The 26,664-nt window shown below is 65.8% G+C and carries 29 protein-coding genes; 16 read left to right on the top strand and 13 right to left on the bottom strand.

Features of this window, described 5'->3' with window-relative positions; all coding sequences use genetic code 11:
• Positions 1 to 76: 76 nt before the first annotated feature.
• From HW932_RS11700 to HW932_RS11650, 11 genes are all read right to left on the bottom strand, one after another.
• Positions 77 to 466, bottom strand: coding sequence for a PTS sugar transporter subunit IIA domain-containing protein (locus HW932_RS11700; RefSeq protein WP_176976673.1), 390 nt, complete (start codon positions 464 to 466; stop codon positions 77 to 79).
• The gene (gene rapZ / locus HW932_RS11695) at positions 463 to 1,320 is read right to left on the bottom strand and encodes an RNase adapter RapZ (protein ID WP_176976672.1); all 858 of its coding nucleotides are present in this window, start codon (positions 1,318 to 1,320) and stop codon (positions 463 to 465) included. The genes HW932_RS11700 and rapZ overlap by 4 nt, the downstream gene beginning before the upstream one ends.
• 36 nt (positions 1,321 to 1,356) lie before the next feature.
• Entirely contained in the window at positions 1,357 to 2,310 is a 954-nt protein-coding gene (hprK, locus tag HW932_RS11690; protein WP_176976671.1) for an HPr(Ser) kinase/phosphatase, read from the bottom strand.
• A gap of 24 nt (positions 2,311 to 2,334) precedes the next feature.
• Positions 2,335 to 2,784, bottom strand: coding sequence for a PTS sugar transporter subunit IIA (locus tag HW932_RS11685; RefSeq protein ID WP_176976670.1), 450 nt, complete (start codon positions 2,782 to 2,784; stop codon positions 2,335 to 2,337).
• Between the two features lie 278 nt (positions 2,785 to 3,062).
• Entirely contained in the window at positions 3,063 to 3,383 is a 321-nt protein-coding gene (gene hpf, locus HW932_RS11680; protein WP_012972019.1) for a ribosome hibernation-promoting factor, HPF/YfiA family, read from the bottom strand.
• Positions 3,384 to 3,415: 32 nt separating this feature from the next.
• Positions 3,416 to 4,912, bottom strand: a complete 1,497-nt coding sequence (locus tag HW932_RS11675) for an RNA polymerase factor sigma-54 (RefSeq protein WP_176976669.1) — start codon at positions 4,910 to 4,912, stop codon at positions 3,416 to 3,418.
• A 74-nt stretch (positions 4,913 to 4,986) separates the two neighbouring features.
• Positions 4,987 to 5,712, bottom strand: coding sequence for an LPS export ABC transporter ATP-binding protein (lptB, locus tag HW932_RS11670; RefSeq protein WP_176976668.1), 726 nt, complete (start codon positions 5,710 to 5,712; stop codon positions 4,987 to 4,989).
• Positions 5,709 to 6,209, bottom strand: coding sequence for a lipopolysaccharide transport periplasmic protein LptA (gene lptA / locus HW932_RS11665; protein WP_176976667.1), 501 nt, complete (start codon positions 6,207 to 6,209; stop codon positions 5,709 to 5,711). Before lptA ends, lptB begins: the two co-directional genes overlap by 4 nt.
• 8 nt (positions 6,210 to 6,217) lie before the next feature.
• Positions 6,218 to 6,832, bottom strand: coding sequence for an LPS export ABC transporter periplasmic protein LptC (lptC, locus tag HW932_RS11660; RefSeq protein WP_176976666.1), 615 nt, complete (start codon positions 6,830 to 6,832; stop codon positions 6,218 to 6,220).
• Complete coding sequence (locus tag HW932_RS11655) at positions 6,829 to 7,350, bottom strand: KdsC family phosphatase (RefSeq protein ID WP_176976665.1); 522 nt, start codon at positions 7,348 to 7,350, stop codon at positions 6,829 to 6,831. Before HW932_RS11655 ends, lptC begins: the two co-directional genes overlap by 4 nt.
• A gap of 105 nt (positions 7,351 to 7,455) precedes the next feature.
• A complete protein-coding gene (locus HW932_RS11650) occupies positions 7,456 to 8,475 on the bottom strand; it encodes a KpsF/GutQ family sugar-phosphate isomerase (protein ID WP_176976664.1) in 1,020 nt (339 codons plus the stop codon).
• Positions 8,476 to 8,747: 272 nt separating this feature from the next.
• On the opposite strand from HW932_RS11650, the gene HW932_RS11645 reads away from it, so the two are divergent.
• From HW932_RS11645 to hisC, 9 genes are all read left to right on the top strand, one after another.
• Complete coding sequence (locus HW932_RS11645; protein WP_176976663.1) at positions 8,748 to 9,617, top strand: ABC transporter ATP-binding protein; 870 nt, start codon at positions 8,748 to 8,750, stop codon at positions 9,615 to 9,617.
• A complete protein-coding gene (gene mlaE, locus HW932_RS11640) occupies positions 9,617 to 10,396 on the top strand; it encodes a lipid asymmetry maintenance ABC transporter permease subunit MlaE (RefSeq protein WP_176976662.1) in 780 nt (259 codons plus the stop codon). Before HW932_RS11645 ends, mlaE begins: the two co-directional genes overlap by 1 nt.
• A gap of 6 nt (positions 10,397 to 10,402) precedes the next feature.
• Positions 10,403 to 10,870: an outer membrane lipid asymmetry maintenance protein MlaD gene (mlaD, locus tag HW932_RS11635; RefSeq protein ID WP_176976661.1), complete on the top strand. Its 468-nt coding sequence runs from the start codon at positions 10,403 to 10,405 to the stop codon at positions 10,868 to 10,870.
• Positions 10,870 to 11,493, top strand: a complete 624-nt coding sequence (locus HW932_RS11630; protein WP_176976660.1) for an MlaC/ttg2D family ABC transporter substrate-binding protein — start codon at positions 10,870 to 10,872, stop codon at positions 11,491 to 11,493. The genes mlaD and HW932_RS11630 overlap by 1 nt, the downstream gene beginning before the upstream one ends.
• Positions 11,490 to 11,819, top strand: coding sequence for an STAS domain-containing protein (locus HW932_RS11625; RefSeq protein ID WP_176976659.1), 330 nt, complete (start codon positions 11,490 to 11,492; stop codon positions 11,817 to 11,819). Before HW932_RS11630 ends, HW932_RS11625 begins: the two co-directional genes overlap by 4 nt.
• A 77-nt stretch (positions 11,820 to 11,896) precedes the next feature.
• The gene (gene murA / locus HW932_RS11620) at positions 11,897 to 13,177 is read left to right on the top strand and encodes a UDP-N-acetylglucosamine 1-carboxyvinyltransferase (RefSeq protein ID WP_176976658.1); all 1,281 of its coding nucleotides are present in this window, start codon (positions 11,897 to 11,899) and stop codon (positions 13,175 to 13,177) included.
• Positions 13,174 to 13,824 (top strand): ATP phosphoribosyltransferase, encoded by a 651-nt coding sequence (hisG, locus tag HW932_RS11615; RefSeq protein WP_176976657.1) that lies wholly within the window; start codon positions 13,174 to 13,176, stop codon positions 13,822 to 13,824. The genes murA and hisG overlap by 4 nt, the downstream gene beginning before the upstream one ends.
• A 68-nt stretch (positions 13,825 to 13,892) precedes the next feature.
• Positions 13,893 to 15,200, top strand: a complete 1,308-nt coding sequence (gene hisD / locus HW932_RS11610; protein WP_176976656.1) for a histidinol dehydrogenase — start codon at positions 13,893 to 13,895, stop codon at positions 15,198 to 15,200.
• On the top strand, positions 15,197 to 16,288 hold the full coding sequence (gene hisC / locus HW932_RS11605; protein ID WP_176976655.1) for a histidinol-phosphate transaminase: 1,092 nt from the start codon (positions 15,197 to 15,199) through the stop codon (positions 16,286 to 16,288). Before hisD ends, hisC begins: the two co-directional genes overlap by 4 nt.
• 24 nt (positions 16,289 to 16,312) lie before the next feature.
• Here hisC and metE read toward each other — a convergent pair whose 3' ends face one another.
• Positions 16,313 to 18,607: a 5-methyltetrahydropteroyltriglutamate--homocysteine S-methyltransferase gene (gene metE, locus HW932_RS11600; protein ID WP_176976654.1), complete on the bottom strand. Its 2,295-nt coding sequence runs from the start codon at positions 18,605 to 18,607 to the stop codon at positions 16,313 to 16,315.
• A gap of 111 nt (positions 18,608 to 18,718) precedes the next feature.
• Between metE and HW932_RS11595 the strand changes: the two genes are divergently transcribed.
• Positions 18,719 to 19,636 (top strand): LysR family transcriptional regulator, encoded by a 918-nt coding sequence (locus HW932_RS11595; protein WP_176976653.1) that lies wholly within the window; start codon positions 18,719 to 18,721, stop codon positions 19,634 to 19,636.
• 107 nt (positions 19,637 to 19,743) lie between these two features.
• Here the strand turns inward: HW932_RS11595 and argE are convergent, their stop codons facing one another.
• Positions 19,744 to 20,916 carry an acetylornithine deacetylase gene (gene argE / locus HW932_RS11590; protein WP_176976652.1) on the bottom strand — a complete coding sequence of 391 codons (1,173 nt, stop codon included), beginning with the start codon at positions 20,914 to 20,916 and terminating at the stop codon, positions 19,744 to 19,746.
• 118 nt (positions 20,917 to 21,034) lie between these two features.
• Here argE and HW932_RS11585 point away from each other — a divergent pair, with 118 nt between their 5' ends.
• From HW932_RS11585 to HW932_RS11560, 6 genes are all read left to right on the top strand, one after another.
• Positions 21,035 to 22,156: a peptidase C39 family protein gene (locus tag HW932_RS11585; protein ID WP_343047350.1), complete on the top strand. Its 1,122-nt coding sequence runs from the start codon at positions 21,035 to 21,037 to the stop codon at positions 22,154 to 22,156.
• Positions 22,157 to 22,171: 15 nt separating this feature from the next.
• The gene (locus tag HW932_RS11580; protein WP_176976651.1) at positions 22,172 to 23,659 is read left to right on the top strand and encodes a RimK family protein; all 1,488 of its coding nucleotides are present in this window, start codon (positions 22,172 to 22,174) and stop codon (positions 23,657 to 23,659) included.
• Between the two features lie 110 nt (positions 23,660 to 23,769).
• On the top strand, positions 23,770 to 23,985 hold the full coding sequence (locus HW932_RS11575) for a DUF2281 domain-containing protein (protein WP_176976650.1): 216 nt from the start codon (positions 23,770 to 23,772) through the stop codon (positions 23,983 to 23,985).
• The gene (locus HW932_RS11570; RefSeq protein WP_176976649.1) at positions 23,975 to 24,394 is read left to right on the top strand and encodes a PIN domain-containing protein; all 420 of its coding nucleotides are present in this window, start codon (positions 23,975 to 23,977) and stop codon (positions 24,392 to 24,394) included. Before HW932_RS11575 ends, HW932_RS11570 begins: the two co-directional genes overlap by 11 nt.
• A 39-nt stretch (positions 24,395 to 24,433) precedes the next feature.
• Positions 24,434 to 25,900 (top strand): RsmB/NOP family class I SAM-dependent RNA methyltransferase, encoded by a 1,467-nt coding sequence (locus HW932_RS11565; protein ID WP_176976648.1) that lies wholly within the window; start codon positions 24,434 to 24,436, stop codon positions 25,898 to 25,900.
• Positions 25,901 to 25,963: 63 nt separating this feature from the next.
• Positions 25,964 to 26,632, top strand: coding sequence for a carboxypeptidase regulatory-like domain-containing protein (locus tag HW932_RS11560; RefSeq protein ID WP_176976647.1), 669 nt, complete (start codon positions 25,964 to 25,966; stop codon positions 26,630 to 26,632).
• Positions 26,633 to 26,664 lie beyond the last annotated feature (32 nt).

Raw genomic sequence — 26,664 nt, 5'->3', positions numbered from 1 at the left:
TCTGGGTAAGAGTAGTACCTGAATCGGATTTGGAGGCGTTCGAATGGGACTGAGGACAATTCGGGTCGAACGCGCCTCAGTCGCTGCCGCGCACGCCGTCGCGACCGCCGCTGAGGGCCTTCTCGGCCAGACCCTCGAGGTCGAGCGCGGTGTAATTCAGGGTCCGCAGCAGCATCGGCAGGTTCAGGCCGCTGACCACGCGCACCTGGGCGCGCGAGTCGGCGAATGCGCGCGCGACGTTGGCCGGGGTGGCGCCATAGAGATCGGTCAGCACCAGTACGCCCTCGCCCTGATCGATGGTCGCGGCCAGATGCCGGCAACGGGTGAGGATCTCCTCGGGCGGGGTGTCGTTGACGACCTCGCAGCAGGCGACTCCGACCGGCGCCCGGCCGAGGATCTCGCCGGCGATGCGCAGCAGATCCACCCCGAGCGAACGATGGGTGACGAGCAGGATGCCGACGCTCACGCCAGTTCCCGGTGGCGGACGATGACCTTGTGACCGAGCGACTCCAGATGCTCGCCGAGCCGTTCGGTCATGTAGACCGAGCGATGCTGACCGCCGGTGCAGCCGATGGCGATGGTCAGATAGCTGCGTCCGTCGGTCTCGAAACGCGGGATCCAGCGCTCGAAGAAGGCGAGGATGTCGGCGCGCATGTTCAGCGCCTCGGGGCTGGACTCCAGGAAGCGCGCGACCTCGGGATCGAGTCCGGTGAGCATCCGCAGTTCGGTCTCCCAGTGCGGATTGGGCAGACAGCGCACGTCGAGCACGAAATCGACGTCGGGCGGCACGCCATGCTTGAAGCCGAAGGACTTGAGCAGGATCGAGATCCGGGGCGACTCCCCGCCCAGCAGCCAGCCGCGCACCTGATCGCGCAGTTCATGCACATTGGTCTGGGTGGTGTCGATCACCAGGTCGGCGCGCTTGCGCACCGGCTCCAGGAACTCCTGTTCGAGCTGGATCGCCTCGCGCAGTGAGCGGTCGCTGTGGGTGAGCGGATGACGGCGCCGCGTTTCGCTGTAGCGCCGGATCAGGATCTCCAGCTGGGTCTCCAGGAACAGCACGCGACAGTCGATCCCGCGTTCGCGCGCCGCGCTCGCCAGCTCGGGCAGCCGGCGCAGGGCCTCGGGATTGCCGCGCGCGTCGATGCCGACCGCCGTCTTGCCAAAAGCCTCGTCGAGCGTCTCGTGCAGCCCGAGCACCAGATCCTGGAGCAGGAAGAAGGGCAGGTTGTCGATGCAGTAGAAACCCATGTCCTCCAGCGTGTGGAGCGCGATGCTCTTGCCGGAGCCGGACAGACCGCTGAGGATGATCAGTTGCATGGGGCGTGCCTCCTGTCGAGCGATCGGGTTCGGGATTCAGTCTCGGGCGACGGGTGGATCGGGCCGGTCCAGACGGATGGCGCGCGCCTGGCGGTCGATGAAGTCCACGCCGGCGTCATAACCACGGATGCGCAGGATCTGGTGCCTGACGGCCGCTTCCACCAGGATCGCCAGATTGCGGCCCGGCGCCACCGGCATGATGATCTTGGGGATGGCCACGCCCAGCACGTTCATGGCCGACAGACTGCCGGTGAGCCGGTCGATGCATTCGAGTTCGGGCTGGGCCAGCGGCTGGAGATCGACGACGAGATTGAGCGTCTTGTCACGCAGGACCGCGCCCTCGCCGAACATGGCGCGGATGTTGAGGATTCCAAGTCCGCGCACTTCCAGGAAGTCCCTGAGCGTCTCCGGACAGCTCCCCTCGATCACCTCGGGCGCGATGCGGGCGAAACGCGGCGCGTCGTCGGCGATCAGCCGGTGGCCGCGCGTGATGAGATCGAGCGCCAGTTCGCTCTTGCCGACGGCCGGCGCCCCGATCAGGAGCACCCCCATGCCCAGCACCTCGATGAAGACGCCGTGGATGGTTTTGCGCTCGGCCAGGGCCTGGGTGAGGAAGTAGCGCAGATGGTTGATGAGTTCCTGATCGCCGAGCGTGGAGCCGAGCAACGGCGTCCGGGTGGCGCCGGCACGCTCCAGCAGATCCGCGTTCGGGGTGATGGCGTCGCTCAGGATGATGGCCGCCGGCTGGTCGGCGAACAGCCTGTCGAGCGTCTCGTCGTGGGCGGTGCGCCCGAGTGCCGCCAGATAGGTCTGTTCGGGCGGACCGACGACCTGGAGCCGATTGGGGTGGATGAGATTGAGCGAACCGATGAGCGACTGCCCAGGATCGGCCCCGCGCAGCGGGCGAGGGGCCTGGGGTTCCGGGGTCAGCCAGCGCAGCTTGAGCTGGGCGCCAGTCTGGACGACGACGCTCTGGAGGCTGTCGATCATGTGAATCGACCGGGCTGCATGGGCCTAGAAGGCGCTCAGGACGCGCAGGATCTCGGCGCACGAGCCGGATTCACGCAGTCGAACGCGCATGTTCGGGTCGCTGAACAGGCTGGCCAGATGCGCGAGCAGCCGCAGATGCTCCTCGTTGGCCGCCTCGGGCACGAGCAGCGCGAAGGCCAGGTCGACCGGCTCGCCGTCGGCTGCGTCGTAATCGACGCCCTTGACGGTCTGCACGAAGGCGCCGACCACCTCGCCGACGTCCTTCATGCGTGCGTGGGGCAGGGCGATGCCGTGGCCGAGTCCGGTACTGCCCAGACGCTCGCGTTCGAGCAGATGCTCGAAGACGGTCTCGGGCTGGAGTCGGGGGTGGTCGCCGGCGAGCAACTCGGCCAGCGTCTCGAGCAGCCGCTTCTTACTGGCGATCTCGAGGCCGCATCCGATACGGGCTTCGTTGATCAGGTCAGGGCCTAACATGGCTCCAACTCCTGCTAACCGCCGGCGCGCCCGCAGGCGGCCAGGGGGTGATGGCTGATCCAACCAGGATGCCGCCGGCATTCGATGCTGGTCATGGATTGGGGTACCTCGGGCGGACGGGCGCGGCCGGCGCCGGATCGCTCCGGCGGCCGGCGTCCGTCGCCGTCTCGATAGAAAGACACCTCGAACGCCGGCGGGGTGCCGGCCTCCGAGGTGTGACGGGCGTTGCATCCATCACCTCGGAAGACACGGCTTCCAAGGGCGTGGAGTGGCCGGGTTCATTCGGATTCGGCCACCTTGACGGCTCCGCCGCGATGGCTGCTCTTCTTCTCCTTGTAGCGGATGACCTGGCGATCGAGCTTGTCGATCAGGCCGTCGATGGCCGCATACATGTCCTCGTGCACGGAGTCGGCGAAGACCTTGCCGCCGTTGACATGGAGCGTGGCCTCGGCCTTCTGCTCGAGCTTCTCGACGCTCAGGACGACATGGGCGTTGATGACGTGGTCGAAGTGGCGTGCCAGACGCTCGAATTTGCTGTCGACATAGGACTTCAGCGCATCGGTGACGTCGATGTGATGACCCGTCAGATTGATTTGCATCATTGGACTCCTTCTAAGGTTCAAACGGCCTGTCAAGCCAGGCGTTTGCGCTCACTCGAGGCTGGGATACCCATGGCCTCGCGGTATTTGGCGACTGTTCGGCGCGCGACGTCGATGCCCTGATTCGCCAGTTCCTCGGCGATCTTGTTGTCGCTGAGTGGCTTGCGCGGGGACTCTCCCGCGATCAGCTTGCGGATCAGGGCGCGGATCGCCGTCGACGAGCATTCGCCGCCAGATGTGGTGTTGACGTGGGACGAGAAGAAATATTTGAGTTCGAAGGTGCCTCGTGGTGTGTGCATGTATTTCTGTGTCGTCACCCGCGAGATGGTCGACTCGTGCAGTTCCAGGGCCTCGGCGATGTCGCGCAGCACCATGGGACGCATCCCCTCGTCGCCGTGTTCGAGGAAGTCCTGCTGCATCTCGACGATCTTGGCGCCCACGCGCAGCACCGTGTCGTTGCGGCTCGCCAGACTCTTGATGAACCAGCGCGCCTCCTGCAGGTGACTCTTGAGCGTCTGGCCGTCGGCGCTCTGGTCGGCGCGCCGCACCAGACGCGCATAGTCGGCGTTGACCCTGAGTCTGGGGGTGATGTCCGGATTCAGCTCGACCTGCCAGCGGCCCTCGTACTTGCGCACGAAGATGTCAGGGACAACGTACTCCGAGGCCGTCTCCTGGATCAAGCGGCCCGGCTTCGGGTTGAGTCCGCGGATGAGATCGAGGGCGCGGGTCAGGTCGCGCTCGGACGCCTTGAGCAGGCGGGCGAGGGCGGTGACGTCGCCGCGCGGCAGATGCTCGAATCCGGTCTCGCAGACGGCGATGGCCAGATCGCGCCAGGGCGTCTCGCGCGGCAACTGGCGCAACTGGATCAGCAGGCACTCGCGCGGGTCGCGCGCGCCGACGCCGGCCGGGTCGAGCGACTGGACGCGGTGGATCTGGGTCTCGACCTCATCGGCGCCGATCGTGGGATCGTCGATGGTGGCCACCAGTTCCTCGACGTCGGCGCGCAGATAGCCGTCGGCATCGATGGCGTCGATCACGGCCTGGGCGATCATGAAGTCGCGCTCGCTCAGGCGGCTGAGGTTCAGTTGCCAGGTCAGATGATCCCAGAGCGTCTGCGGACGCGAGCGGTGCAGCAGCGGGTCGTAGTCCGCATCGTCGCTCGAACCCTGTGCCGTCGGCGGCAGATAGCCGTCGAAGACGTCGCCCCATTGGGTGTCGACCGGCAGCTCCTCCGGCATCTCGTTGGACTCGGCGCGCACCTCGCGCTCCAGGGACGATTCGGACGGGGTTTCATGGCCCTGGAGCTGGAGGAGATCGTCGTCGAGCCGGGGCAGGCGCGCGTCATCCAGCATGCCGGCGTCGAGCCGCTCGGATTCCTCGCCTTCCTCCAGCATCAGATTGCTTTCGAGCGCCTCCTGGATCTCGTGCTGCAACTCGAGCGTCGACAATTGCAGCAGTTTGATCGCCTGCTGCAACTGGGGCGTCATGGTGAGTTGCTGACTGAGTCGAAGCTGAATGGATGGCTTCATCGATCGAGTGGGCGTCCGGCTGTGGTCCGTTTAACGTGATTCGGCAATGAGGGTAGCTGTGATTTGAGTCTAGTCTACATGGAAAAATCGGCACCCAGATAGACATCACGCACGCGCTGGTTGGCCAGCAGCTCGGCCGGCTCGCCGGCGGCGATCACGGTGCCGCTGCCGATGATGTAGCCGCGGTCGCAGATGGCGAGCGTCTCGCGCACATTGTGGTCGGTGATGAGCACGCCGATGGAGCGGTCGCGCAGATGGGTGACGATGGATTTGATGTCGCCGACGGCGATCGGATCGACGCCGGCGAAGGGCTCGTCGAGCAGCATCACCGAGGGTTCGACCGCCAGGGCGCGCGCGATCTCCAGCCGCCGGCGCTCGCCGCCCGAGAGACTGAGCGCGAGCGAGTCGGCGACATGCGCGATGCCCAGATCCTCCAGCAGATGCTCGCAGCGCTCCTCGCGCTCGGCGCGCTTGAGGTCGCGCCGGGTCTCCAGGATGGCCAGGATGTTCTCGCGCGCGCTCAGTTTGCGGAAGATCGAGGGTTCCTGGGCCAGATAGCTCAGTCCGGCGCGCGCGCGGGCGTGCATGGGCAGACGGGTGAGGTCGCGCTCGTCGAGCAGGATGCGGCCCTGATCGGCGTGGATCAGGCCGACGATCAGATAGAAGCAGGTCGTCTTGCCGGCGCCGTTGGGACCGAGCAGACCCACGACCTCGCCCGGCTCGACCTGGACGCTGACGTCCTGGAGCACCTGGCGGCTGCCGTAGCGCTTCATCAGGTGTTCGGCGCGCAGACCGCTCATGACTCGTCCGGGGTGATGGTGATCTTGACCCGGCCCGCGCCGCCGGCCCGGAAACGCGCATTGGCCCGGTCGTAGAGGATGCGCTCGCCCGTGAGCCGATCCTCGCCCTGGATCAGCAGGCCCTCGCCGATCAGCACCAGCTCGTCCTTGTCGGCGTCGTATTCCATGCGCTTGGCGAAGGCCTGCACCTCGCCCTGATCGTCGTCGAGCAACTGTTTATAGCTGGCCGGCTGGCCGAGCGCGATGATCAGACGCGGCTGGCGGTCCTCGCGATGGTAAACGGTCACATGGTCGGCGAGCAGGCGCATGCTGCCCTGCTCGACCTGGACGTTGCCGACATAGACGCTGGTGCTGTCGGCCTCGTTGAACTCGACCTCGTCGGCCTCGATGTAGATCGGTTGCCTGCTGTCCTCTTCGAGCGCCCAGACAGGCGCAATCAGACCGAGGCCGAGCAGGAGGCCGAGGATCGGCAGCCGCTTGGAAAAACTGGAGAACATGGGACGCCTCATGGTGCCGGCTGGCGTTCGGGTTCGGGTGAGAGCCGGATGCGGGCGCGGCCGTGGAAGCTGGTGCGCGAGCTGTCTTCCAGGTACCACAGCTTCATCCCGTTGGCGGTGATCGAGTCGCCGTCGCTGTCGATACGCACCGGCAGATCGGTCTCGGCCAGTCCGGTCTGACGCCAGATGTCCATGGCTTCGGTTTGCAGATGGACCGGGCGGTTGGCCGCGTCGGCCTCACGGTCGAACCGAACGGCGCCGGTCAGACGCACCTGATCGCCGCCGGCCTGGACCTGGCCCAGGCGTGCCCGGGCGAACCAGGGCGGCCCGTCGGGGCGATAGAGCACCAGACGCGGCTCATCGAGTTCGGAGAGATCCTCGTCGGCATAATGGCGCAGACGCTCGGCGCTCAGACGCCGGCTCGGCTGGCCACTGGCATCGGTCTCCAGGGCCGAGAGTCCCTGGACGACATAGTCGGGTCTGCGCTCGCGTGGTGCGCGGACGCCGTCGTCCTCGGGCAGAGAACGCAGTTGCCACCAGGCGCCGAGTCCCAGGAGCACGAAGCCGATCCCGAGCAGCCACTGGCGGCGTGCTCCATGCTGACGCTCGGCGAAGTGGGTCATGCGTAGGAGGCCAGCAGGGGTTCGAGCCGGCCCTGGGCGTCGAGGATGAATTCGCAGGCCTCGCGTGCCGCGCCGCGTCCGCCGGGCGCCGTGGTGCGCCAGTGGGCCAGGTCGCGCACTCGGGGGTCGGCGTCGGCGACCGCGATCGCCAGCCCGACCCGGCGCATCACCGGCAGGTCGATGACGTCGTCGCCGACATAGGCGATCTGCTCATCGGTGAGTCCATGGCGCTGTTTGAGCTGTTCGTAGGCCGGGAGCTTGTGACGATAGCCCTGGAAGATGTCGGAGACGCCCAGGCTCTCCATGCGCATCTGCACGACATTGGAGGTGCGTCCGGTGATGACGGCCAGTCGGATGCCGCTCTCCCGGAGCAGGACCATGCCGTGACCGTCGCGCGAATTGAACGCCTTGTACTCCTGGCCATCGTCGCCGAGGTAGAGACTGCCGTCGGTGAGTACGCCGTCGACGTCGAAGATGACCAGCCGGATGCGTGAGGCGCGTTCTCGAAGCTCTGTCATGTCGTGATTGAATCGCGTCCAGGGTTGGAATGCGTGCCCTTGTAGCCTTTTCGCGGCATGGGGTCAATACGAGCACGGAGTCGCTCGAATCCGGCGGACCGATCCTCAGACGACTCCAGCGCGCAGCAGGTCGTGCATGTTGAGCGCCCCGATCAGGCGCCCTCCGGCGTCGACCACCAGCAAGCCATTGATGGCGCGCGACTCCATGAGACGCACTGCCTCGACGGCCAGCGCGCCCGACTGGATGGTGGCGCATTGGCGCGTCATGACGGCGTCGATCGCTGTGTGATGGACGTCGATGCTGCGATCGAGCGCGCGGCGCAGGTCCCCATCGGTGAAGACGCCGGCCAGGGTGCCGTCCGGGTTCACCACGGCACTCATGCCCAGCCCCTTGCGTGAGATCTCCTCCAGCGTATCGAGCAGCGAGGTTCCGAGCGCCACCCAGGGCAGGCGCTCGCCCTGGTGCATCACGTCGTCGACGTGCAGCAGCAGGCGTCGTCCGAGACGGCCGGCCGGATGCGAGCGGGCGAAGTCCTCGGCGGTGAAACCGCGGCTTTCGAGCAGCGCGATGGCCAGGGCATCGCCCATCGCCAGCGCCGCCGTGGTGCTGGAGGTCGGGGCAAGTCCGAGCGGGCAGGCCTCCATGGCGACGCTGATGTCGAGATGGACATCGGCCTCGCGCGCCAGCGTGGACTCGCGCCGTCCGGTCATGGCGACCAGGGGCACGCCGAGTCGCTTGATGATGGGCAGGATGGTCAGCAGTTCATCGGTCTCGCCCGAGTTGGAGATGGCCAGCACCACGTCACGCGGGGTGATCATGCCCAGATCGCCGTGGCTGGCCTCGCCGGGATGGACGAAGAAGGCTGGACTGCCGGTGCTGGCCAGGGTGGCGGCGATCTTGCCGCCGATGTGGCCGGACTTGCCCATGCCGAGCACCACGATACGCCCGTCGCAGGCGAGCATGTGGGCGCAGGCGACGACGAAGGCGTCGTCCATCCGTTCGGCGAGCGCTGTCACGGCCTTGGCCTCGGTCTCGATCACGGCACGCCCGAGGCGCTTGATCTGATCGGCCTGCTCGGGCGAGAGCGCGGCCGGCAGTGTGCCGAGTCGTCGTCGTTCAGTCATGGCGAGCTGTATCCAGCCGGGTTCGATGGGATTGGGTGCTTAGGGTGCGAGCATCGATCACACGTCCTTGAACGGGGGCGGATCGATGACAGGGGCAAGATTAACAGGATTGGCGGCGATATCGGCAAATCCTGCCAGCTCTGGCCTCAGGCGGCCGGGCGGTCGACACGGACGAAAGGAGCTGCCGGACTCGCCGCCGGTCGTCGGTATGGCTTGACGCCACACATCCGTGGAGATGAGAATCACCCGTTTCGATCGAAACGCTAGAGACCATGACGCAACAAGGGCTTGAGTCGGATGGCGTATTGGAGTGCCGGGACGTTGCGGGCGACGCGCGCCCGGAGGTGCTCGTCGAGATCCGTGGTCTGTGCTTTCGTCGTGGCGAGCGGGTCATCTTCGAGGATCTCGATCTCGACATCCGCCGCGGAACTGTGACGGCGGTGATGGGACCGAGCGGGACCGGCAAGACGACCCTGCTCAAGCTCATCACCGGGCAACTGCACCCGGACGCCGGAACCATCCGCGTCGACGGCCAGGACGTGACCCGGCTCGACAGTGCCGAACTCTACCGGCTGCGCCGGCGCATGGGGATGCTCTTCCAGTCGGGCGCGCTCCTGACCGATCTGAGCGTCTTCGACAATGTCGCCTATCCCCTGCGCGAGCACACCAATCTGAGCGCCTCGATGGTGCGCAAGCTGGTGCTGCTCAAGCTGGAGGCCGTGGGGTTGCGCGGGGCGCGCGATCTGATGCCGAGCCAACTCTCGGGCGGCATGGCGCGCCGGGTGGCGCTGGCGCGGGCGATTGCGCTCGATCCCATGATGATCCTCTATGATGAACCCTTCACCGGCCAGGATCCGATCTCGATGGGGATGCTGATGGCGCTCATCCGCCAGCTCAACGACGCCTCGGGTCTGACCAGCATCCTGGTCTCGCACGATGTGCGCGAGACGGCGAGCATCGCCGATTATCTCTATGTGATCTTCGAGGGGCGGGTTGTCGCCCAGGGCACGCCGGACGAACTGGCGGCCGATCGCTCCGAGTGGGTGCGCCAGTTCATGGACGGCCTGCCGGACGGCCCGGTGCATTTCCACTATCCGGCGCCCGATCTGGCCGACGATCTGTTGCTGCGGGGAGACCGCTGATGCTCGATCCGCTTGTGCGACTCGGTCGCGGCGTGCTCGACGCCCTGGAGCGGCTCGGGCGCGGTCATCTGCTGCTGCTGGCGATCCTGCTCGGTCTGGGCGAGGTGCTGCGCCGCCCGCGTCTGCTCTGGGAGCAACTGTTCAACATCGGCGTGCTGTCGCTGCTGATCGTCGGCGTCTCGGGGCTGTTCGTCGGGATGGTGCTCGCCCTCCAGGGCTATTATGTGCTCTCGCAGTTCGGCGCCGCCGAGAGTCTGGGCGTCATGGTCGCGGCGTCTCTGGTGCGCGAACTCGGCCCCGTAGTCACGGCGCTGCTGGTGGCCGGACGCGCCGGCTCGGCGCTCACCGCCGAGATCGGATTGATGAAGGCCACCGAACAGCTCTCGGGTCTGGAGATGATGGCCGTCGACCCGGTGCGGCGCATCCTGGTGCCGCGTTTCGTCGGCGGCGTGCTGTCGATGCCCTTGCTGGCGGCCATCTTCAGCGCCGTCGGGGTGCTGGGCGGCTATTTCGTCGGCGTGGGGCTGCTCGGGGTCGACGAGGGCGCCTACTGGAGCCAGATGCAGGCCAAGATCGACTTCGACGAGGATCTGGTCAACGGTGTGATCAAGAGTCTGGCCTTCGGTGTGGTCGTGACCTGGATCGCGCTCTTCCAGGGCTATGACACGGTCCCGACCTCCGAGGGCGTGAGCCGCTCGACCACCCGCGCGGTGGTGCACGCGGCCCTGGTGGTGCTGGGGCTGGATTTCGTATTGACGGCGCTGATGTTCGGAGACTGAATCGAGATGGCGAAACGACGCAATGTCGAGCTGACGGTTGGAACCTTCGTGGCCCTGGGGCTGGTCGCGCTCTTCTTCCTGGCCATGCAGGTGAGCAACCTCAGCCTGAGCGCCTCCAGCGAAGGCTATCTGGTCCAGGCGCGCTTTGCCAATGTCGGCAGCCTCAAGGTGCGCGCCCCCGTGACCATGGCCGGGGTGCGCATCGGGCGCGTCGAGTCGGTGCGCTTCGACAAGCAGACCTACGAGGCGGTGGTCTCGATGCGGATCGACGCGGCGGTCGACTCGATCCCGGACGATACCTTCGCCAATATCTTTACGTCCGGTCTGCTCGGCGAGCAGTACATCGGTCTGGAAGCGGGCGGCAGCCCCGAGTCGCTGCGTGATGGCGACGAGATCGTCAACACCCAGTCGGCGCTGGTGCTCGAACAGATGATCGGACAGTTCCTTTTCAAAAAAGCGGGTGAGAGCGGCTAATGCTTCTTCAACGACGTCATTTCCTATTGTTACTCCTGGTGCTGGCGCCGCTCACCTGGAGCGGCTCGCTCTTGGCCGCCCAGGACGAGGCCACCGCACTGGTCCAGCGCACCGCCGAGCGTATGCTCGACACGCTGAAGGCGCGCCGCGCCGAGATCGACCGTAATCCGTCGCTGATCTACGGGCTGGTCGAGACCATCGTTCTGCCGCACTTCGACTTCGAGCGCATCACCCAGGGCGCGGTCGGTCAGTACTGGCGTCAGGCCACGCCGATCCAGCAGCGCCAGCTGGTCGACGGCTTCAAGCAGGTGCTCATCCGCACCTATGCGCGCTCGCTCCTGAGCTATTCGGGTCAGGAGATCCGCTATCTGCCGTCCAGGCCGGGCAACCGGCCTTCGATGGTGACGGTCGCGACCGAGGTGCGCGAGTCCGGTTCGACGCCCATCCCGGTCGATTACCGCATGCACAATGCCGGCGGCGGCTGGAAGGTCTATGACGTGGTCATCAACAACGCCAGTCTGGTGGGCAACTATCGCAGCAGCTTCGCCACCGAGATCCGTCAGAACGGCATCGACGGACTCATCGCGCGGCTCGGCGAGATGAACCGCAAGGGTCAGGAGTGAATCCTCCTGCCCGGCTGACCGCGTTCGAGCCGGACCGCTGGACGCTCGTCGGCGTGCTCGACTTCGATACCGTCGGCCGGCTCGCCGTCGAGGGGCAGGTGCTGCTGCGCACGGCGGCGGCGCGCGGTCTGGAGTCGCTGGTGATCGATCTCGCCGGGGTCGAGCGGGCCAACAGCGCCGGTCTGGCGCTCCTGCTGGAGTGGCTGGAGATGGCGCGCCGTCGTGGACTGCGCCTGAGCTATGCCCATCTGCCCGATTCGCTCGGCCGGCTTGCGGCCGTCTCCAACCTGGGTGATCTGCTGGCTCCGGCCGCGCCACCAACCTGAACGATCCCGTTAGCCGGCCACGCGGCGCGTGACAGGCGTGCTCCTGTCGTCACAGTCTTCGAACGCGATAGTTTCCCATGGACAAACTCCTCATCACCGGCGGCACCCCCTTGCAGGGCGAGGTGCGCGCCTCCGGCGCCAAGAACGCGGCGCTCCCGATCCTGGCGGCGACCCTGCTGGCCGATGGCCCGGTGAACCTGACCAATGTGCCGCGTCTGCGCGACATCCGCACCACGCTCGAACTGCTGGGGCGCATGGGTGCGCGTCTGACCCAGGACGCGGCCGACGGCATCCGTGTCGATCCCGCCGAGCTGAACAGCTTCGTTGCGCCCTATGAGCTGGTGAAGACCATGCGCGCCTCGATCCTGGTGCTCGGGCCGCTGGTCGCGCGCTATGGTCAGGCCGATGTCTCGCTGCCGGGCGGCTGTGCCATCGGTGCGCGGCCGGTCAATCTGCACATCGACGGACTGCGCGCCATGGGCGCCGAAGTCACGGTCGAGGGCGGTTATATCCGCGCGCGCGCCCAGCGGTTGCAGGGTGCGCGCATCGTTATGGAACTGGTCTCGGTCACAGGCACCGAGAACCTGATGATGGCGGCCTGTCTGGCCTCCGGCGAGACCCTGATCGAGAACGCCGCGCGCGAGCCGGAAGTCGTGGATCTGGCCGAGTTCCTCAACGCGCTCGGCGCACGCATCGAGGGCGCGGGCACGGATCTCATCCGCATCCAGGGCGTCGAGCGGCTCGGCGGCGGCGACTACCGGATCATGCCCGACCGCATCGAGACCGGAACCTTCCTGGTCGGCGCGGCCATGACCGGCGGCCGGGTGCGGGTGAACGCGACCCGTCCCGACTGTCTGGATGCGGTGATCCAGAAACTGCGCGAGGCCGGCGCCACGGTCACGACCGGGCCGGACTGGATCGACCTCGACATGGGCGGTCGGCGTCCGCAGTCGGTCGATATCCATACCGCGCCGCATCCGGCCTTCCCGACCGACATGCAGGCCCAGTTCTGCGCCCTCAACGCCATCGCCGAGGGCGTGGGCACGGTCGCCGAGACCATCTTCGAGAACCGCTTCATGCATGTGCCGGAACTCCAGCGCATGGGCGCCGACATCCGTATCGACGGGCACGTCGCCGTCTGTCACGGCGTCGAGCATCTCACCGCCGCGCCGGTGATGGCCACGGATCTGCGCGCCTCGGCCGGGCTGGTGCTGGCCGGACTGGTCGCGCGCGGCGAGACCCTGGTCGATCGCATCTATCACCTGGATCGCGGCTATGAGACCATGGAGGCCAAACTCTCGACCCTGGGCGCCGACATCCGGCGCATCGCCGGGGCTGACAGGATCCTATCGCCATGAATCTCACTGTCCCATTGACCATCGCGCTCTCCAAGGGCCGCATCTTCGATCAGACACTGCCGCTACTGGCCCATGCCGGGATCGAGCCGCTGGACGATCCGGAGACCAGCCGCAAGCTGATCCTGGAAACCTCCAACCCGATGGTGAAGTTCGTCATCATCCGCGCCAGCGACGTGCCGACCTATGTCCAGTACGGCGCCGCCGATCTGGGCGTGGCCGGCAAGGACGTGCTGCTGGAGCACGGCGGGGAGGGACTCTACGAACCTCTGGATCTGGGGATCGCCCGCTGTCGTCTGATGGTCGCCGGTCGGCCCGAGACGCCCGAGCCCGGCACGCGCCGCCTGCGCATCGCCACCAAGTATGTCCATTCGGCGGAACGCTATTTCGCCGCCAAGGGGCAACAGGTCGAGATCATCAAGCTCTATGGCTCGATGGAACTGGCCCCGCTGGTCGGACTGGCCGACCTCATCGTCGACCTGGTCGAGAGCGGCAACACGCTCAAAGCCAATGGTCTGGTGCCGCTGGAGCACATCGCCGACATCAGCTCGCGTCTGGTGGTCAACAAGGCGTCCTGGAAGATGAAGCACGAAGCCTTGACCACGCTCCTGGAATTGCTGCGCGAGGCCGTGGCCGAACGCAAGGCTTGAGTCGTCATCTTGCGCTTGGAGCCTTCACGGATTCCAAACGCTCCTTATCGAATCAGGATCATACCGCCGTGACCGACATCCAACGTCTCTCCACTTCGGACTCAGATTTCGACACCCGTCTCGATGGGCTGCTGGCCTGGGAGTCGGTCTCCGATGATCGGGTCCAGCAGATCGTCGCCGAGATCATCCGCGAGGTGCGGGCGCGGGGCGACGCCGCGCTCCTGGACTATACCGCGCGCTTCGATCGCTGGACGCCGGCCACGCCCGCCGATCTGGAACTGCCGCGCGCGCGTCTGGAACAGGCCTGGAACACCATCCCCGCCGAGCAGCGTCAGGCGCTCGAAGCGGCCGCCGAACGCATCCGCGCCTATGCCGAGCATCAGAAGCTCGCCGGCTGGAGCTATCGCGATCCGGACGGCACCCTGCTCGGTCAGCAGGTCACGCCCCTGGATCGCGCCGGGCTCTATGTCCCCGGCGGCAAGGCGGCCTATCCGTCTTCGGTGTTGATGAACGCCATCCCGGCCAAGGTCGCGGGTGTGGCCGAACTCATCATGGTGGTGCCCACACCGGACGGCGAATTGAACGAGCTGGTGCTGGCGGCGGCGCATGTCGCGGGTGTCGATCGGGCCTTCGCCGTCGGCGGGGCGCAGGCGGTGGCCGCGCTCGCCTATGGCACCGAGACCATCCCAGGCGTCGACAAGATCGTGGGTCCGGGCAACATCTATGTCGCCACCGCCAAGCGCGCCGTCTTCGGTCAGGTCGGTATCGACATGGTCGCCGGTCCGTCCGAGATCCTGGTGATCTGCGACGGCGGCACCGACCCGGACTGGATCGCCATGGATCTGTTCTCGCAGGCCGAGCACGACGAGGATGCCCAATCGATCCTGGTGAGCTGGGATGCCGGGTTCCTCGATCGGGTGGCCGCGAGCATCGACCGGCTGCTGCCGACCATGGAGCGCGCACCCATCATCGAAGCGGCCTTGCGTGCACGCGGAGCGCTGATCCTGGCGCGCGATCTGGACGACGCCATCGCGGTCGCCAACCACATCGCCCCCGAGCATCTGGAGCTGTCGGTCGCCGATCCCGAGTCGATCGTCGGGCGCATCCGGCACGCCGGGGCCATCTTCATGGGGCGCTATACCGCTGAGGCGCTCGGTGACTACTGCGCTGGACCCAATCACGTCCTGCCGACCTCGCGCACGGCGCGCTTCTCCTCGCCGCTCGGGGTCTATGACTTCCAGAAGCGCTCCAGTCTGATCATGGCCTCGGCCGAGGGGTCGGCCCGACTGGCGCGGACCGCTTCCGTTCTGGCGCGCGGCGAAGGGCTGACCGCCCACGCCCGTTCGGCCGAATATCGCGGAGACGTCGAGGCATGAACGCACGCATCGAGTCCCTGGTTCGCCCCGAGATCCGCGCGCTCAGGGCCTATCACGTCCCCGAGTCGGCCGGACTGATCAAGCTGGATGCCATGGAGAATCCCTACACCTGGCCGGAGTCGCTCCAGGCCGACTGGCTGGAGACGCTGCGCGGGCTGGAACTCAACCGCTATCCCGATCCGCAGGGGCTCGTGCTCCAGGCCGCCTTGCGCGAGGCGATGGATATCCCCGAGGACATGGGGCTCTTGCTCGGCAACGGCTCCGATGAGCTGATCCAGATGCTGGCGTTCACGGTCGCTGCGCCTGGGCGCAAGATCCTCTCGGTCGATCCGGGCTTCGTCATGTACCGGATGATCGGGCTGTTCGCCGGGATGGACTATGTCGGCGTGCCGCTCCAGGCCGAGGATTTTTCGATCGACCTGCCGGCGGTGCTGGAAGCCATCGAACGCGAGCAGCCGGCGCTGGTCTATCTGGCCTATCCCAACAACCCGACCGGCAACCGCTTCGACGCCGACGACATGGTGCGGATCATCGAGGCCGCGCCCGGTCTGGTCATCGTCGACGAAGCTTACGCGCCCTTCACCGATTCGAGCTTCATGGGGCTGGTCGGCGACTGGGACAATCTGCTGGTGATGCGCACCGTCTCCAAGATGGGGCTGGCCGGGCTGAGGCTCGGGTATCTGGTCGGGCCGCCCGACTGGCTGGCCGAGATCGATAAGGTCCGGTTGCCCTACAACATCAATGTGCTGACCCAGGTCTCGGCGGCCTTTGCGCTCAGGCACAAGGCGGTGTTCGACGAGCAGACGCGCACCATCCGCGCCGAACGCGCCCGGCTCCAGGAGGCGCTGCACCGGATTCCCGGACTGCATCCCTATCCGAGCGAGGCCAACTTCATCCTCACGCGCGTCCCCGAAGGGCGTGCCAGGGCGCTCTTCGATGGACTCAAACAGGCCGGCATCCTGATCAAGAATCTCGATGGCGCGCATCCGCTATTGGCCGACTGTCTGCGCTTCACGGTCGGCACGCCCGATGAAAATGCCGCTCTGGTAAGGGCGTTGGAGGGGGCAATGGTCGATGGGGGCGCTTAAAGCTCGCGCCACCCGTTGAGGCGATCAGCCGAGGCCGGCGCGCAGCGTCCGGGCGGCGGCGACCATGTTGGTGAGCGCCGGGACGACCTCGTTCCACTGCCGCGTCTTGAGTCCGCAGTCCGGATTCACCCACAGCCGTTGCGCCGGGATACGCTCGGCGGCCTTGCGCATCAGCTCGACCATGTGCGCCTCGCTCGGGATGTTGGGCGTGTGGATGTCATAGACGCCGGGGCCGATCGCGTTGGGATAACTGAAATCATCGAAGGCGTCGAGCAGTTCCATGTCCGAGCGCGAGGTCTCGATGGTGATGACGTCGGCGTCCATGTCGGCGATCGACGCGATGATGTCGTTGAACTCCGAGTAGCACATATGGGTGTGGATCTGGGTCTCGTCGGCCACGCCGTTGGCCGTGATACGGAAGCACTCGACCGCCCAGTCGAGATAGCCCTTCCATTGCGAACGGCGTAGCGGCAGGCCCTCGCGCAGCGCGGCCTCGTCGATCTGGATCACGCGCACGCCGGCGCGCTCCAGATCCAGCACCTCCTCGCGCATCGCCAGCGCCAACTGCCGGCAGGAGACCGAACGCGGCTGGTCGTCACGCACGAAGGACCAGTTGAGGATCGTCACCGGGCCGGTCAGCATGCCCTTCATCGGCTTGTCGGTCAGCGACTGGGCGTAGCTGATCCAGTCCACCGTCATGGCCTTGGGACGGCGGATGTCGCCGAACAGGATCGGCGGCTTGACGCAGCGCGAGCCGTAGGACTGCACCCAGCCGAACTGGCTGAAGGTGAAACCCGCGAGCTGTTCGCCGAAGTACTCGACCATGTCGTTGCGCTCGGCCTCGCCGTGCACCAGGACATCCAGTTCCAGCGCCTCCTGCTCGCGCACGCAGCGGGCGATCTCGCCACGCATGATCTCGACATAGGTCGCCTCGTCGATCGTCCCCGCCTTGAACTGCCGGCGCGCCTGACGGATCTCGCCCGTCTGGGGGAAGGAACCGATGGTGGTGGTGGGGAATTCAGGCAGACTCAGCAGGCCGGCCTGCTTGGCGGCACGCTCGGCGTAGGGACTCTGACGCCGGCCCAGGCGCGCATCGATCCGGGTGAGCGACGCCTTGACCTCGGGATCGTTGACGCGCGGCGACTGGCGTCGCGAATCGATGGCGGCGCGATTGGCGTCCAGCTCGGCCCTGACGCTCTCACGACCCTGATTCAGCGCTCTGGCCAATATCCTCAGCTCATCGAGTTTCTGTCGGGCGAAGGCGAGCCAGGACCGGATCTCGGGGTCGAGCGTCTGCTCGCTGTCCAGATCCACCGGCACATGCAGCAGCGAGCAGGAGGGCGCGATCCACAGCCGCTCGCCGAGCTGGTCCTGGATCGGCTCCAGCCAATCGAGCACGGCGTTCAGATCCGTCTTCCAGATGTTGCGGCCGTCGATCACGCCGAGTGACAGGATCTTGGTCGAGGGCAACAGATTCAGCAACGGCAGCAGGTCGTCACGCCCCCTGACCACATCAATGTGCAGTCCGGCCACCGGCAGATGGGCGGCCAGATAGCGTTGATCCTGGAGTTCGCCGAAATAGGTCGCCAGCAGCAGCTTGACCGGGGCCGTCTTGAGTTCGTGATAGGCGATCTCGAAGGCGTGGCGCCAGGTTTCGTCGAGTTCCGTCACCAGGATCGGCTCGTCGATCTGCACCCACTGGACGCCGTGTGCGGCCAGCCGGTTCAGCAACTCGGCATAGACCGGCAGCAGACGATCGAGCAGCGCGAGCCGGTCGGAGCCGTCCTTGCTCTTGCCCAGGGCCAGATAGGTGACGGGACCGATGATGACCGGTTTGGCATTGACGCCCTGGCGCTTGGCTTCGGCCAGCTGCTCGAGCAGACGCGAGGCATCGAGCTGGAATTCAGTGGCGGCGGTGAACTCCGGCACGATGTAGTGATAGTTGGTATCGAACCACTTGGTCATCTCGCCGGCGGCGACGCCGCCGGTGCAGCCAGCCTGTGCTTCGGCCGCCGGCGCCGAGCGTCCGCGCGCCACGCGGAAATAGGCGTCGAGGACATTGCCTGTGACGCCACGCACGCGCTCGGGGAGGTGGCCCAGCGTAAAGCTCATGTCGAGCATCTGGTCGTAGAAGGCGAAATCGCCCACCGGAACCAGATCCAGACCCGCTTGGTCTTGCCAATTGTGCGCGCGCAGCTCGGCGCCGACCGCCCTGAGTGCGTCGAGTGAGGACTCGCCCTTCCAGTAGGATTCGAGGGCGAACTTCAATTCGCGCTTGGCGCCGATGCGCGGAAAGCCGAGGTTGTGTGTGATGGCCATATCGATTGCTCTGACAGATGAAGGATGGCGCCATTCTCGTCAGCGTGAATCATGAATGGAAATGGTATGATTTCATCCAACCATGCATGATATTCATGCAAGATAGGTGTCATGGCTCAACTCGAACGCACCCATCTGGCAATCGTCCGTGCCGTCGACCAGCACGGCTCGCTGACGGCCGCTGCCGAGCAACTGCATCTCACCCAATCGGCGTTGAGTCATGCGATACGCAAGCTGGAGGATCAGCTCGGGGTGGCGATCTGGACGCGGGAGGGGCGTCGTCTGCGTCCGACGCAGGCCGGCGCCTATCTACTGGCGGTGGCCAATCGTCTGCTGCCGCAACTCACACAGGCCGAGGAGCGTCTGCGGCAGTTCGCCCAGGGCGAGCGCGGCGCCCTGCGCATCGGCATCGAGTGTCATCCCTGCCATCAATGGCTGTTGAAGGTGGTATCACCCTATCTGGCCGCCTGGCCGGACGTGGACGTCGATGTCCGGCAGGAATTCCAGTTCGGCGGGATCGGCGCGCTCTTCGCGCACGAAATCGATCTGCTGGTGACGCCCGATCCGCTCTACGCGCACGGTCTGCGGTTCGAGCCGGTGTTCGACTATGAGCAGGTGCTGGTGGTCGGCGCGGGGCATCGTTTGCGCGGTCTCCCATACGTGCAACCGGAACACCTGACCGAGGAGACGCTGATCACCTATCCGGTCGCCCTCGACCGGCTCGACATCTACACGCACTTCCTGTTGCCGGCCGGTATCCGGCCCAAGCGCCACAAGCCGATCGAGACGACCGATATCCTTTTGCAGATGGTCGCCAGCGGTCGCGGTGTCGCGGCACTGCCCCGCTGGCTGGTGGACGAACAGGCCGGCACGCTCGATCTCGGGGCGGTGCGACTCGGCGCGCAGGGGATCGCCAAGCAGATCTTCGTCGGCATCCGCGAGCGCGAGGCCGACATCGATTATCTGCATGCCTTCGTCGCGCTCGCCCGTGATCACGGCGGCGGGATGGGAGCGAGCGTCAATGGGTAGCCGGCTGTGAGTCGGAAACAGTGTCTTGGACGGTTCCGGTCGAGACAGGCCGTACCAGCGCCTTCGTGACCGAAATAACGGCATCCTGAGTGTGTTTGAGGTGCGATTCAACCCATCGTGTCTTCGCCTTCGACGCAGAAACGCCGGATGAGCGCGCGCAGCAGCTCCAGCGTCGGCGGGATGCGATCGAGTGCCAGGAATTCATCAGGCTGATGGGCCTGGGCGATGTCGCCCGGTCCCAGGATCAGGGTGTCCATCCCGAGCTGGTTCAGGAACGGCATCTCGGTGCCGAAGCTGACCGCCTCGGCCGCATGTCCAGTGAGTGACTCGCAAGCGCGCACGATGGCCGCCGTCGCTGGCGTCTCGGCGGGCGGGATCGGCGTGAACAGCGGCTCGACCGACCACTGGAGTCCGCGCCTCCGTCCGACATCGGCGACGCGCTCAGCCAGCGCGGCGCGCAGGTCAGCCGGGTCCATGCCGGGCAGGACACGCAGATCCAGATGCAGCTCACACTCGCCGCAGATGCGGTTGGGGTTGTCGCCGCCGTGGATGTGGCCGAGGTTGACGGTGGGGTAGGGGACCGGAAAGGCCGGATGCCGATGCGCCTGCTGCAACTCGGTGCGCCAGTCGAGGATGACCGACATGACTTCGTGCATCCCATCGAGCGCATTGTTGCCCAGACTCGGATCGCTGGCATGACCGCTGCGCCCGATCAGCCGTACCGCTTCGCCCATCACCCCCTTGTGCAGACGCACCGGCCGCAGATTGGTCGGCTCGCCGATGACGGCATGACGTCCGAGCGGTCGACCGGCCTCGGCCAGGGCGCGCGCGCCGTGCATGGCCGATTCTTCGTCGGCGGTGGCCAGGATCATCAGCGGGCACTTGAGATCTGACGCGCGGAACGCACGCGCCGCCTCAAGCGCCAGTGCGAAGAAGGATTTCATGTCCGAGGTGCCTAGTCCGTAATAACGCCCATCGACCTCGGTCAGCTTGAGCGGATCATGGCTCCAGAGCGGGGCGTCGAAGGGGACGGTGTCGGTGTGACCGGAGAGCACCAGACCGCCGGGGCCGGAGCCGAGCGTGCCGAGCAGGTTGAACTTGCCCGGATGTCCAGGGACCGGCAGGATCTCGGCGCGGAATCCGGCGCTCTCCAGCCAGCCGGCCAGCAGCGCGACCAGGGGTTCGTTGCTGTGATCGAAGGCGGGCGTGACGCTGCTCACCGAGAGCGTGCCGATCAACCCTTCGAGCATGGTCTTGAGGGATGGGGACTGTGTGGTCATGGTCTTGAAGCTCTCCGGGTATCGACGGCGATGGATGCAGCGATCTTGCGTTTTTCAGGTGGCGCTGTAGATTGTCGGCTTTCCACCGTCCAATAGAAATCGCCCAAGCGCGCCTCTCGTGTCAACGCCCTCCGACACCCTGCCGTTCACCATCCGTCCCGCCGTCCTCAGTGATCTGAGCGCCCTGCTGCGTCTGGAGAACGCCTGTTTCGACGGCGACCGTATCAGTCGGCGCCAGTTCCGCTATCTGCTCACGCGCGGGCGGGCGAGCACCCTGGCAGCGGAGGCCGACGGCGAGCTGCTGGGCTATGTGCTGGTGCTCTTCAGTCGCGCCACCTCGGTCGCCCGGCTCTATTCGATCGCCATCGATGCGCGGGCACGCGGACAGGGCATCGGTCGCGCCCTGGTGGTCGCCGCCGAGCAGGCCGCCTGGGAGCAGGATCGCGCCTATATGCGTCTGGAGATCCGCCGCGACAACCTGGCTTCGCAACAGCTGTTCGAGCACGCCGGTTATCGGCGTTTCGGCGTGCTCTCGGACTATTACGAAGACCACATGGAGGCGCTGCGCTACGAGAAGGCGATGGCGCCCGGTCTCAAGCCCGAACTCAAGCGCGTGCCCTTCTACGAGCAGACGCTGGACTTCACCTGCGGTCCCTCGTCGCTGATGATGGCCATGCAGGCGCTACGGCCGAGTCTGGAGCTCAACCGCACCCTGGAACTGCGCATCTGGCGCGAGTCGACCACCATCTTCATGACCTCGGGACACGGCGGCTGCGGTCCGATCGGTCTGGCGCTGGCGGCCCAGCGCCGGAACTTCGCCGTCGAGGTCCATGTCAACGACACCGGCGTGCTGCTGGTCGATTCGGTGCGCAGTCCCGAGAAGAAGGAGGTCATGCGTCTGGTCCAGGAAGACATGCTCGCCGAAGCCGAACAGTGCGGCATCCCGATCTACTACCAAACGCTCGGCATCCAGGATATCCAGCAGCGCTGGGATGCCGGCGCCGTGCCTCTGGTGCTCATCAGCTCCTATCGCATCTATGGCGAAAAGTTTCCACACTGGGTCGTGATCACCGGCTTCGACGAGCATTTCGTCTACGTCCACGATCCCTATGTCGACACCGCCAACGGCGAGACCACCATCGACTCTATCGACATGCCGATCCAGCGCGACGAATTCACCCGCATGGCCCGCTATGGCCGGGTCGGGCTGCAGGCCGTCGTGCTCGTCTCCGATCAATAACCGAACCCGATCCACATGGCTGAACATCTGTTGTTGGTCGAACAGCCGGGCGACTGGAAGCCCGGCTTCCCGCGTCTGCCCGTGGTGACGGCGCGCGATTATCTGGCCGGCGGCGAGCTGGCGGCCAAACGTGACCTGCGCGTCATCAATCTCTGCCGCAGTTATCGCTATCTCTCGCTCGGCTATTACTGCTCGTTGCTGGCCGAGGCGCGCGGTCACAAGGTCATCCCGACGGTGCGCACCATCCAGGAGCTGTCCAGCCGCGAGCTCTACGACCTGGCGACCGAGGAACTCAACACCCTGGCGCAGCGTCTGCTCGGACGGCGCAAGACCAGCGCGCTCGTCCCGACCGCCTATGAGCTGACGATCTGCTTCGGTCAGTGCGACGTCAAGGAGTTGCAGCCGCTGGCGCGCCTGATCTTCGAGACCTTCCGCTGCCCCATCCTCAAGGTCGAGTTCCGGTTGCACGGCACCTGGCGCATCGGCGCGATCAAGGCGCTGCCGATCACGGCCGTGGCCAACGAGGGTGAGAGTCCGCTGTTCGCGGCGTTGGAAGGCTATCTGTCCAAACGCTGGCGTCAGCCGCGCGCGCGGTTGTCCTATCGCTATGATCTGGCGATCCTGTACGACCCGGAGGAGGAGTTGCCGCCCTCGGACCCCAAGGCGCTGGCCCGCTTCGTCAAGGCCGGCAAGAGCCAGGGCGTGAACGTCGAGCTGATCCAGCGCAAGGACTACAGCCGTCTGGCCGAATACGACGCGCTCTTCATCCGCGAGACCACCCGTATCGGACACCACACCTTCCGCTTCGCCAAGAAGGCCGACAGCGAGGGCATGGTCGTCATCGACGATCCCGATTCTATCCTGCGCTGCACCAACAAGGTCTATCTGGCCGAGCTACTGGCCGCGCATCGCATTCCCCGGCCCAAGACGCTGGTGCTGCGCAAGGAGAATCTGCTGGAGGCCGAGGAGCGGATCGGCTATCCGGTGGTGCTCAAGATCCCCGAGGGTTCCTTCTCGCGCGGCGTCCACAAGGCCGAGGATCGAGCGAGTCTGACCCGGATCGCTGCCCGGCTGTTCAAGGAGTCCGATCTGATCCTGGCGCAGGAATATCTCTATACCCCTTTCGATTGGCGCATCGGCATCCTCGGGCGCAAACCCTTCTATGCCTGCAAGTATCTGATGAGCCGTGATCACTGGCAGATCGTCAAGCATGAGAGCGACGGGCGTCACGTCGAGGGCGGTTATGAGACGTTCGCCATCGAGGACGTTCCGCCGGCGGTCGTGCGCACCGCGCTCAAGGCGGCCGATCTGATCGGCGACGGACTCTATGGCGTGGATCTCAAGGAGACGCCCTCGGGGCCGGTCGTGATCGAGGTCAACGACAATCCCAGTCTGGATGCCGGGGTCGAGGATCGGGTGCTGGGCGATGCGCTCTACGTGCGCTTGATCGCCGAGTTCGTCCAGCGGCTCGATCGGCGGCGTCAGGCCAAGGCGGACAAATAGCCCCAGAAGCACGGTAGACAACGATCGAGACCGCTATAAATTACGCCATCGGATGTCATCGACGTGATGAGGAATGCGATGACTGGTGAACAAAACGCGAGGAGAGCGTCATGATACAGGCCGAACTGATTGAAACCCTAGAGCAACTGCCGACAGCCAAGCAGGCCGAGGTGCTCGATTTTGCCAAGTTTCTCGTCCAACGCATTCAAAGCGACCAGGTCCAGCCAAAAACCTTGGCTGAGTCGTCCTTGGCGCAATGGATCAATCATCCTTTGGGCGTCAAGGATTTTCACCCGCTGAGTCGGGAAGAAGCCAATGCCCGCTAGGCTGTTCGTCGATACCAACATCTGGCTCTACGCATTGGCTTCCGAAGACGCGGATCCCAAGCATCGGCTTGCAGCCCGGTTTTTGCTTGGCCTGACGAGACCCGTAGTCAACTCGCAAGTGATTCGCGAGGCCAGTAGTAATTTGCTCAAAAAGGCTGGACTCGCTGAGCCGCAGCTGCGCGCCATCATTGAAGACTGGTACCGAGCCTGCGAAATTCATCCCTCCAATGCAGCGCAACACCTGTTGGCTTCGGAGTTACGGGAAAACCATGCATTCAGTTATTGGGACAGCCTGATCGTTGCGGCCGCAATCGATGCAGGCTGTTCCACGCTCTACAGCGAAGACATGCAACACGGTCAAGTCATCGCTGATTGCTTGACCATTGTCAATCCCTTTGTCAGCCATTGAACCCAAGGGTCATTTGAATAGAAAGGGTCACAGTCAGTGATGAACCAACGTACCGCCCGCGTCAGTGCGGCCTCGCTCCCAACACCGGATCAAATCGCCGATTCCTGGCTCGCACGCTATCGCGATCTGGTCGACGACTGGGACGCCTTCGCCGAGGCGCTCGGCCGTCCGCTGCCGGTCGCGCTCTGGGCCAATCCGGCGCGGATCTCGGTCGCGGCGCTGAACGAGCTGCTCGTCGAGCAGGGATTGTCGCCGCAACCGATCCAAGGGCTACCCAACGCCCTGAATCTGCCGCCCGAGTTTCGGGCCGGTCAGCAGTGGTGGTACTGCGTGGGTCTGGCCCATGCGCAGGAGGCCGTCTCGCAACTGCCGGTGACGCTCATGGATCTCGAACCTGGTCAGCGCGTGCTCGACATGTGCGCCGCGCCCGGCGGCAAGACCGCTCAGATCGCCTTCGCGCTCGACAACCGCGGCACGGTCGTTGCCAACGACATCTCCTATGGCCGGATCAAGGCGCTCCAGGGCAATCTCGACCGGCTCGGCGTGCTCAATGTGACCACGACCCAGAGCGATGCGAGCAACTGGCCGACCGCCGGCGGTCAGTTCGACCGCATCCTGCTCGACGCGCCCTGTTCCAGCGAGGGCACCATTCGGCGCAATCCGTCCCTGTTGCAGCGGCACGATCCGGCCGGCTCCGAGCGGCTCGGCCCGCGCCAGCGCGCCCTGCTGCGCAAGGCCGTGCAGCGCTGCCGGCCGGGCGGTCTGATCCTCTATTCGACCTGCACCTTCGCGCCCGAGGAGAACGAGCTGGTGGTGGCTGACATCCTGGCCGAGTTCGACGGCAAGATCCGGCTACGGACCATCGACATCCCCGGCTTCGACACCGCGCCCGGTGTGACCGAGTGGCTGGGCCGCACGCTGCCGCCCGAGCTGGCGCGATGCCGACGTCTCTGGCCCCACCGCAACGACACCGGCGGCTTCTTCATCGCGTTGCTGGAGAAGGACGCCGGACTCCCGGCCGAGCCTGAACCCGAACTCGCCACCCTCGCCGAAAGCGAGCATGACGAATGGCTCGACGGTCTGTTGTCCAAATACGGACTGCCGGATGACTACTGGAGCCGCTACCGCATCAATCGCCAGACCAAACGCGGTCTGCATCTGATGGCCGCCGATCACGCACCGCCCGCCGTTCCGCCGGCCGAAGGACGCGGGATCTTCTTCCATCGCACCAACGTCCGTCCGCCCAAGCCCACCACCAGCGGGGCACTGCTCATCGGCCCGGACGTGACGCGCTTCCGGCTGGATCTCAGCCGTGAACAGCGTGATGCCTATCTGCGCCGCGAGATCTTCACGCCCACGCCCGAGCAACTGGCCGCCAATCCGCCGGGACAGGTCATCGCGAGCTATCGGGGTCATGTGCTCGGCATCGCCATCCTGCACCGTTCGGGTGTCATCGAGAGTCAGTTCCCGAGCCGCTGGAGCGGGCGTGCTTCGGGGACGGACTGAAGAAAATACACTATCCTCCCTGCACGGTTTGGAATCATCGGAATTGAAGACCTGAGGTGCCTCATGACACGAATCGACAAGACCCCAGGGTTTGGTCTGTTGCTGGCTCTGACCCTGCCGATGGGCGTTGCCCAGGCCCAGTACGAGTCGGCGCCGCCCGCGCCGGTCGAACAGGGGCTGAGGACCGAATGGGCCATCGCGCCCGCGGGCGGGCAACCGCCGGCGGCGGTCCAGCTCCCACAGGGCACGGTGCTGCAGGAAGGCATGTTGCTGCCGCCGGGGACCGTCCTGCCGGGCGGGGCCATCCTGCCCGCTGAGTCGGCCGCGCCCGCCCAGGCTCAGCCTGCGCCAATGCCGGCCCCGGTTCCGGCGCCCGTACCCGCACCCACACCCGCGCCCGCAACCGATGTGGCCAGCGGTGTGCCCTACATCAGCGGCGGCATCGGCGTCTCGGAGCGCACCGAGATGCAGGAGGTCAAATCCAGGTTCAATCTGCGCCTGCTCTTCGCCGTCGCCGGTTCCGGCTCCTATCTGGCCGATGTGCGGGTGCGCATCGACGATGCCGCCGGCCCGACCCTGCTCGAAGCCGTCTCCCAAGGCCCCTGGTTCTATGCCAGTCTGGCGCCGGGACGCTATGTCCTGCGCGTCGACAACGCCGGTCAGGTCCAGACGCGCGATATCGCGATACCGGCGACGGGCGCCGTCGAGCAATCCTTTTACTGGAACGATTGAAATCGAAGCCGATCGGTCGATCGGGCGTGGTT

It is taken from the genome of Allochromatium humboldtianum (assembly GCF_013385175.1).
Classification (GTDB): domain Bacteria; phylum Pseudomonadota; class Gammaproteobacteria; order Chromatiales; family Chromatiaceae; genus Thermochromatium; species Thermochromatium humboldtianum.
The sequence above is the reverse complement of the archived record's forward strand: the minus strand, read 5'-3'. Positions and strand labels throughout refer to the sequence as shown.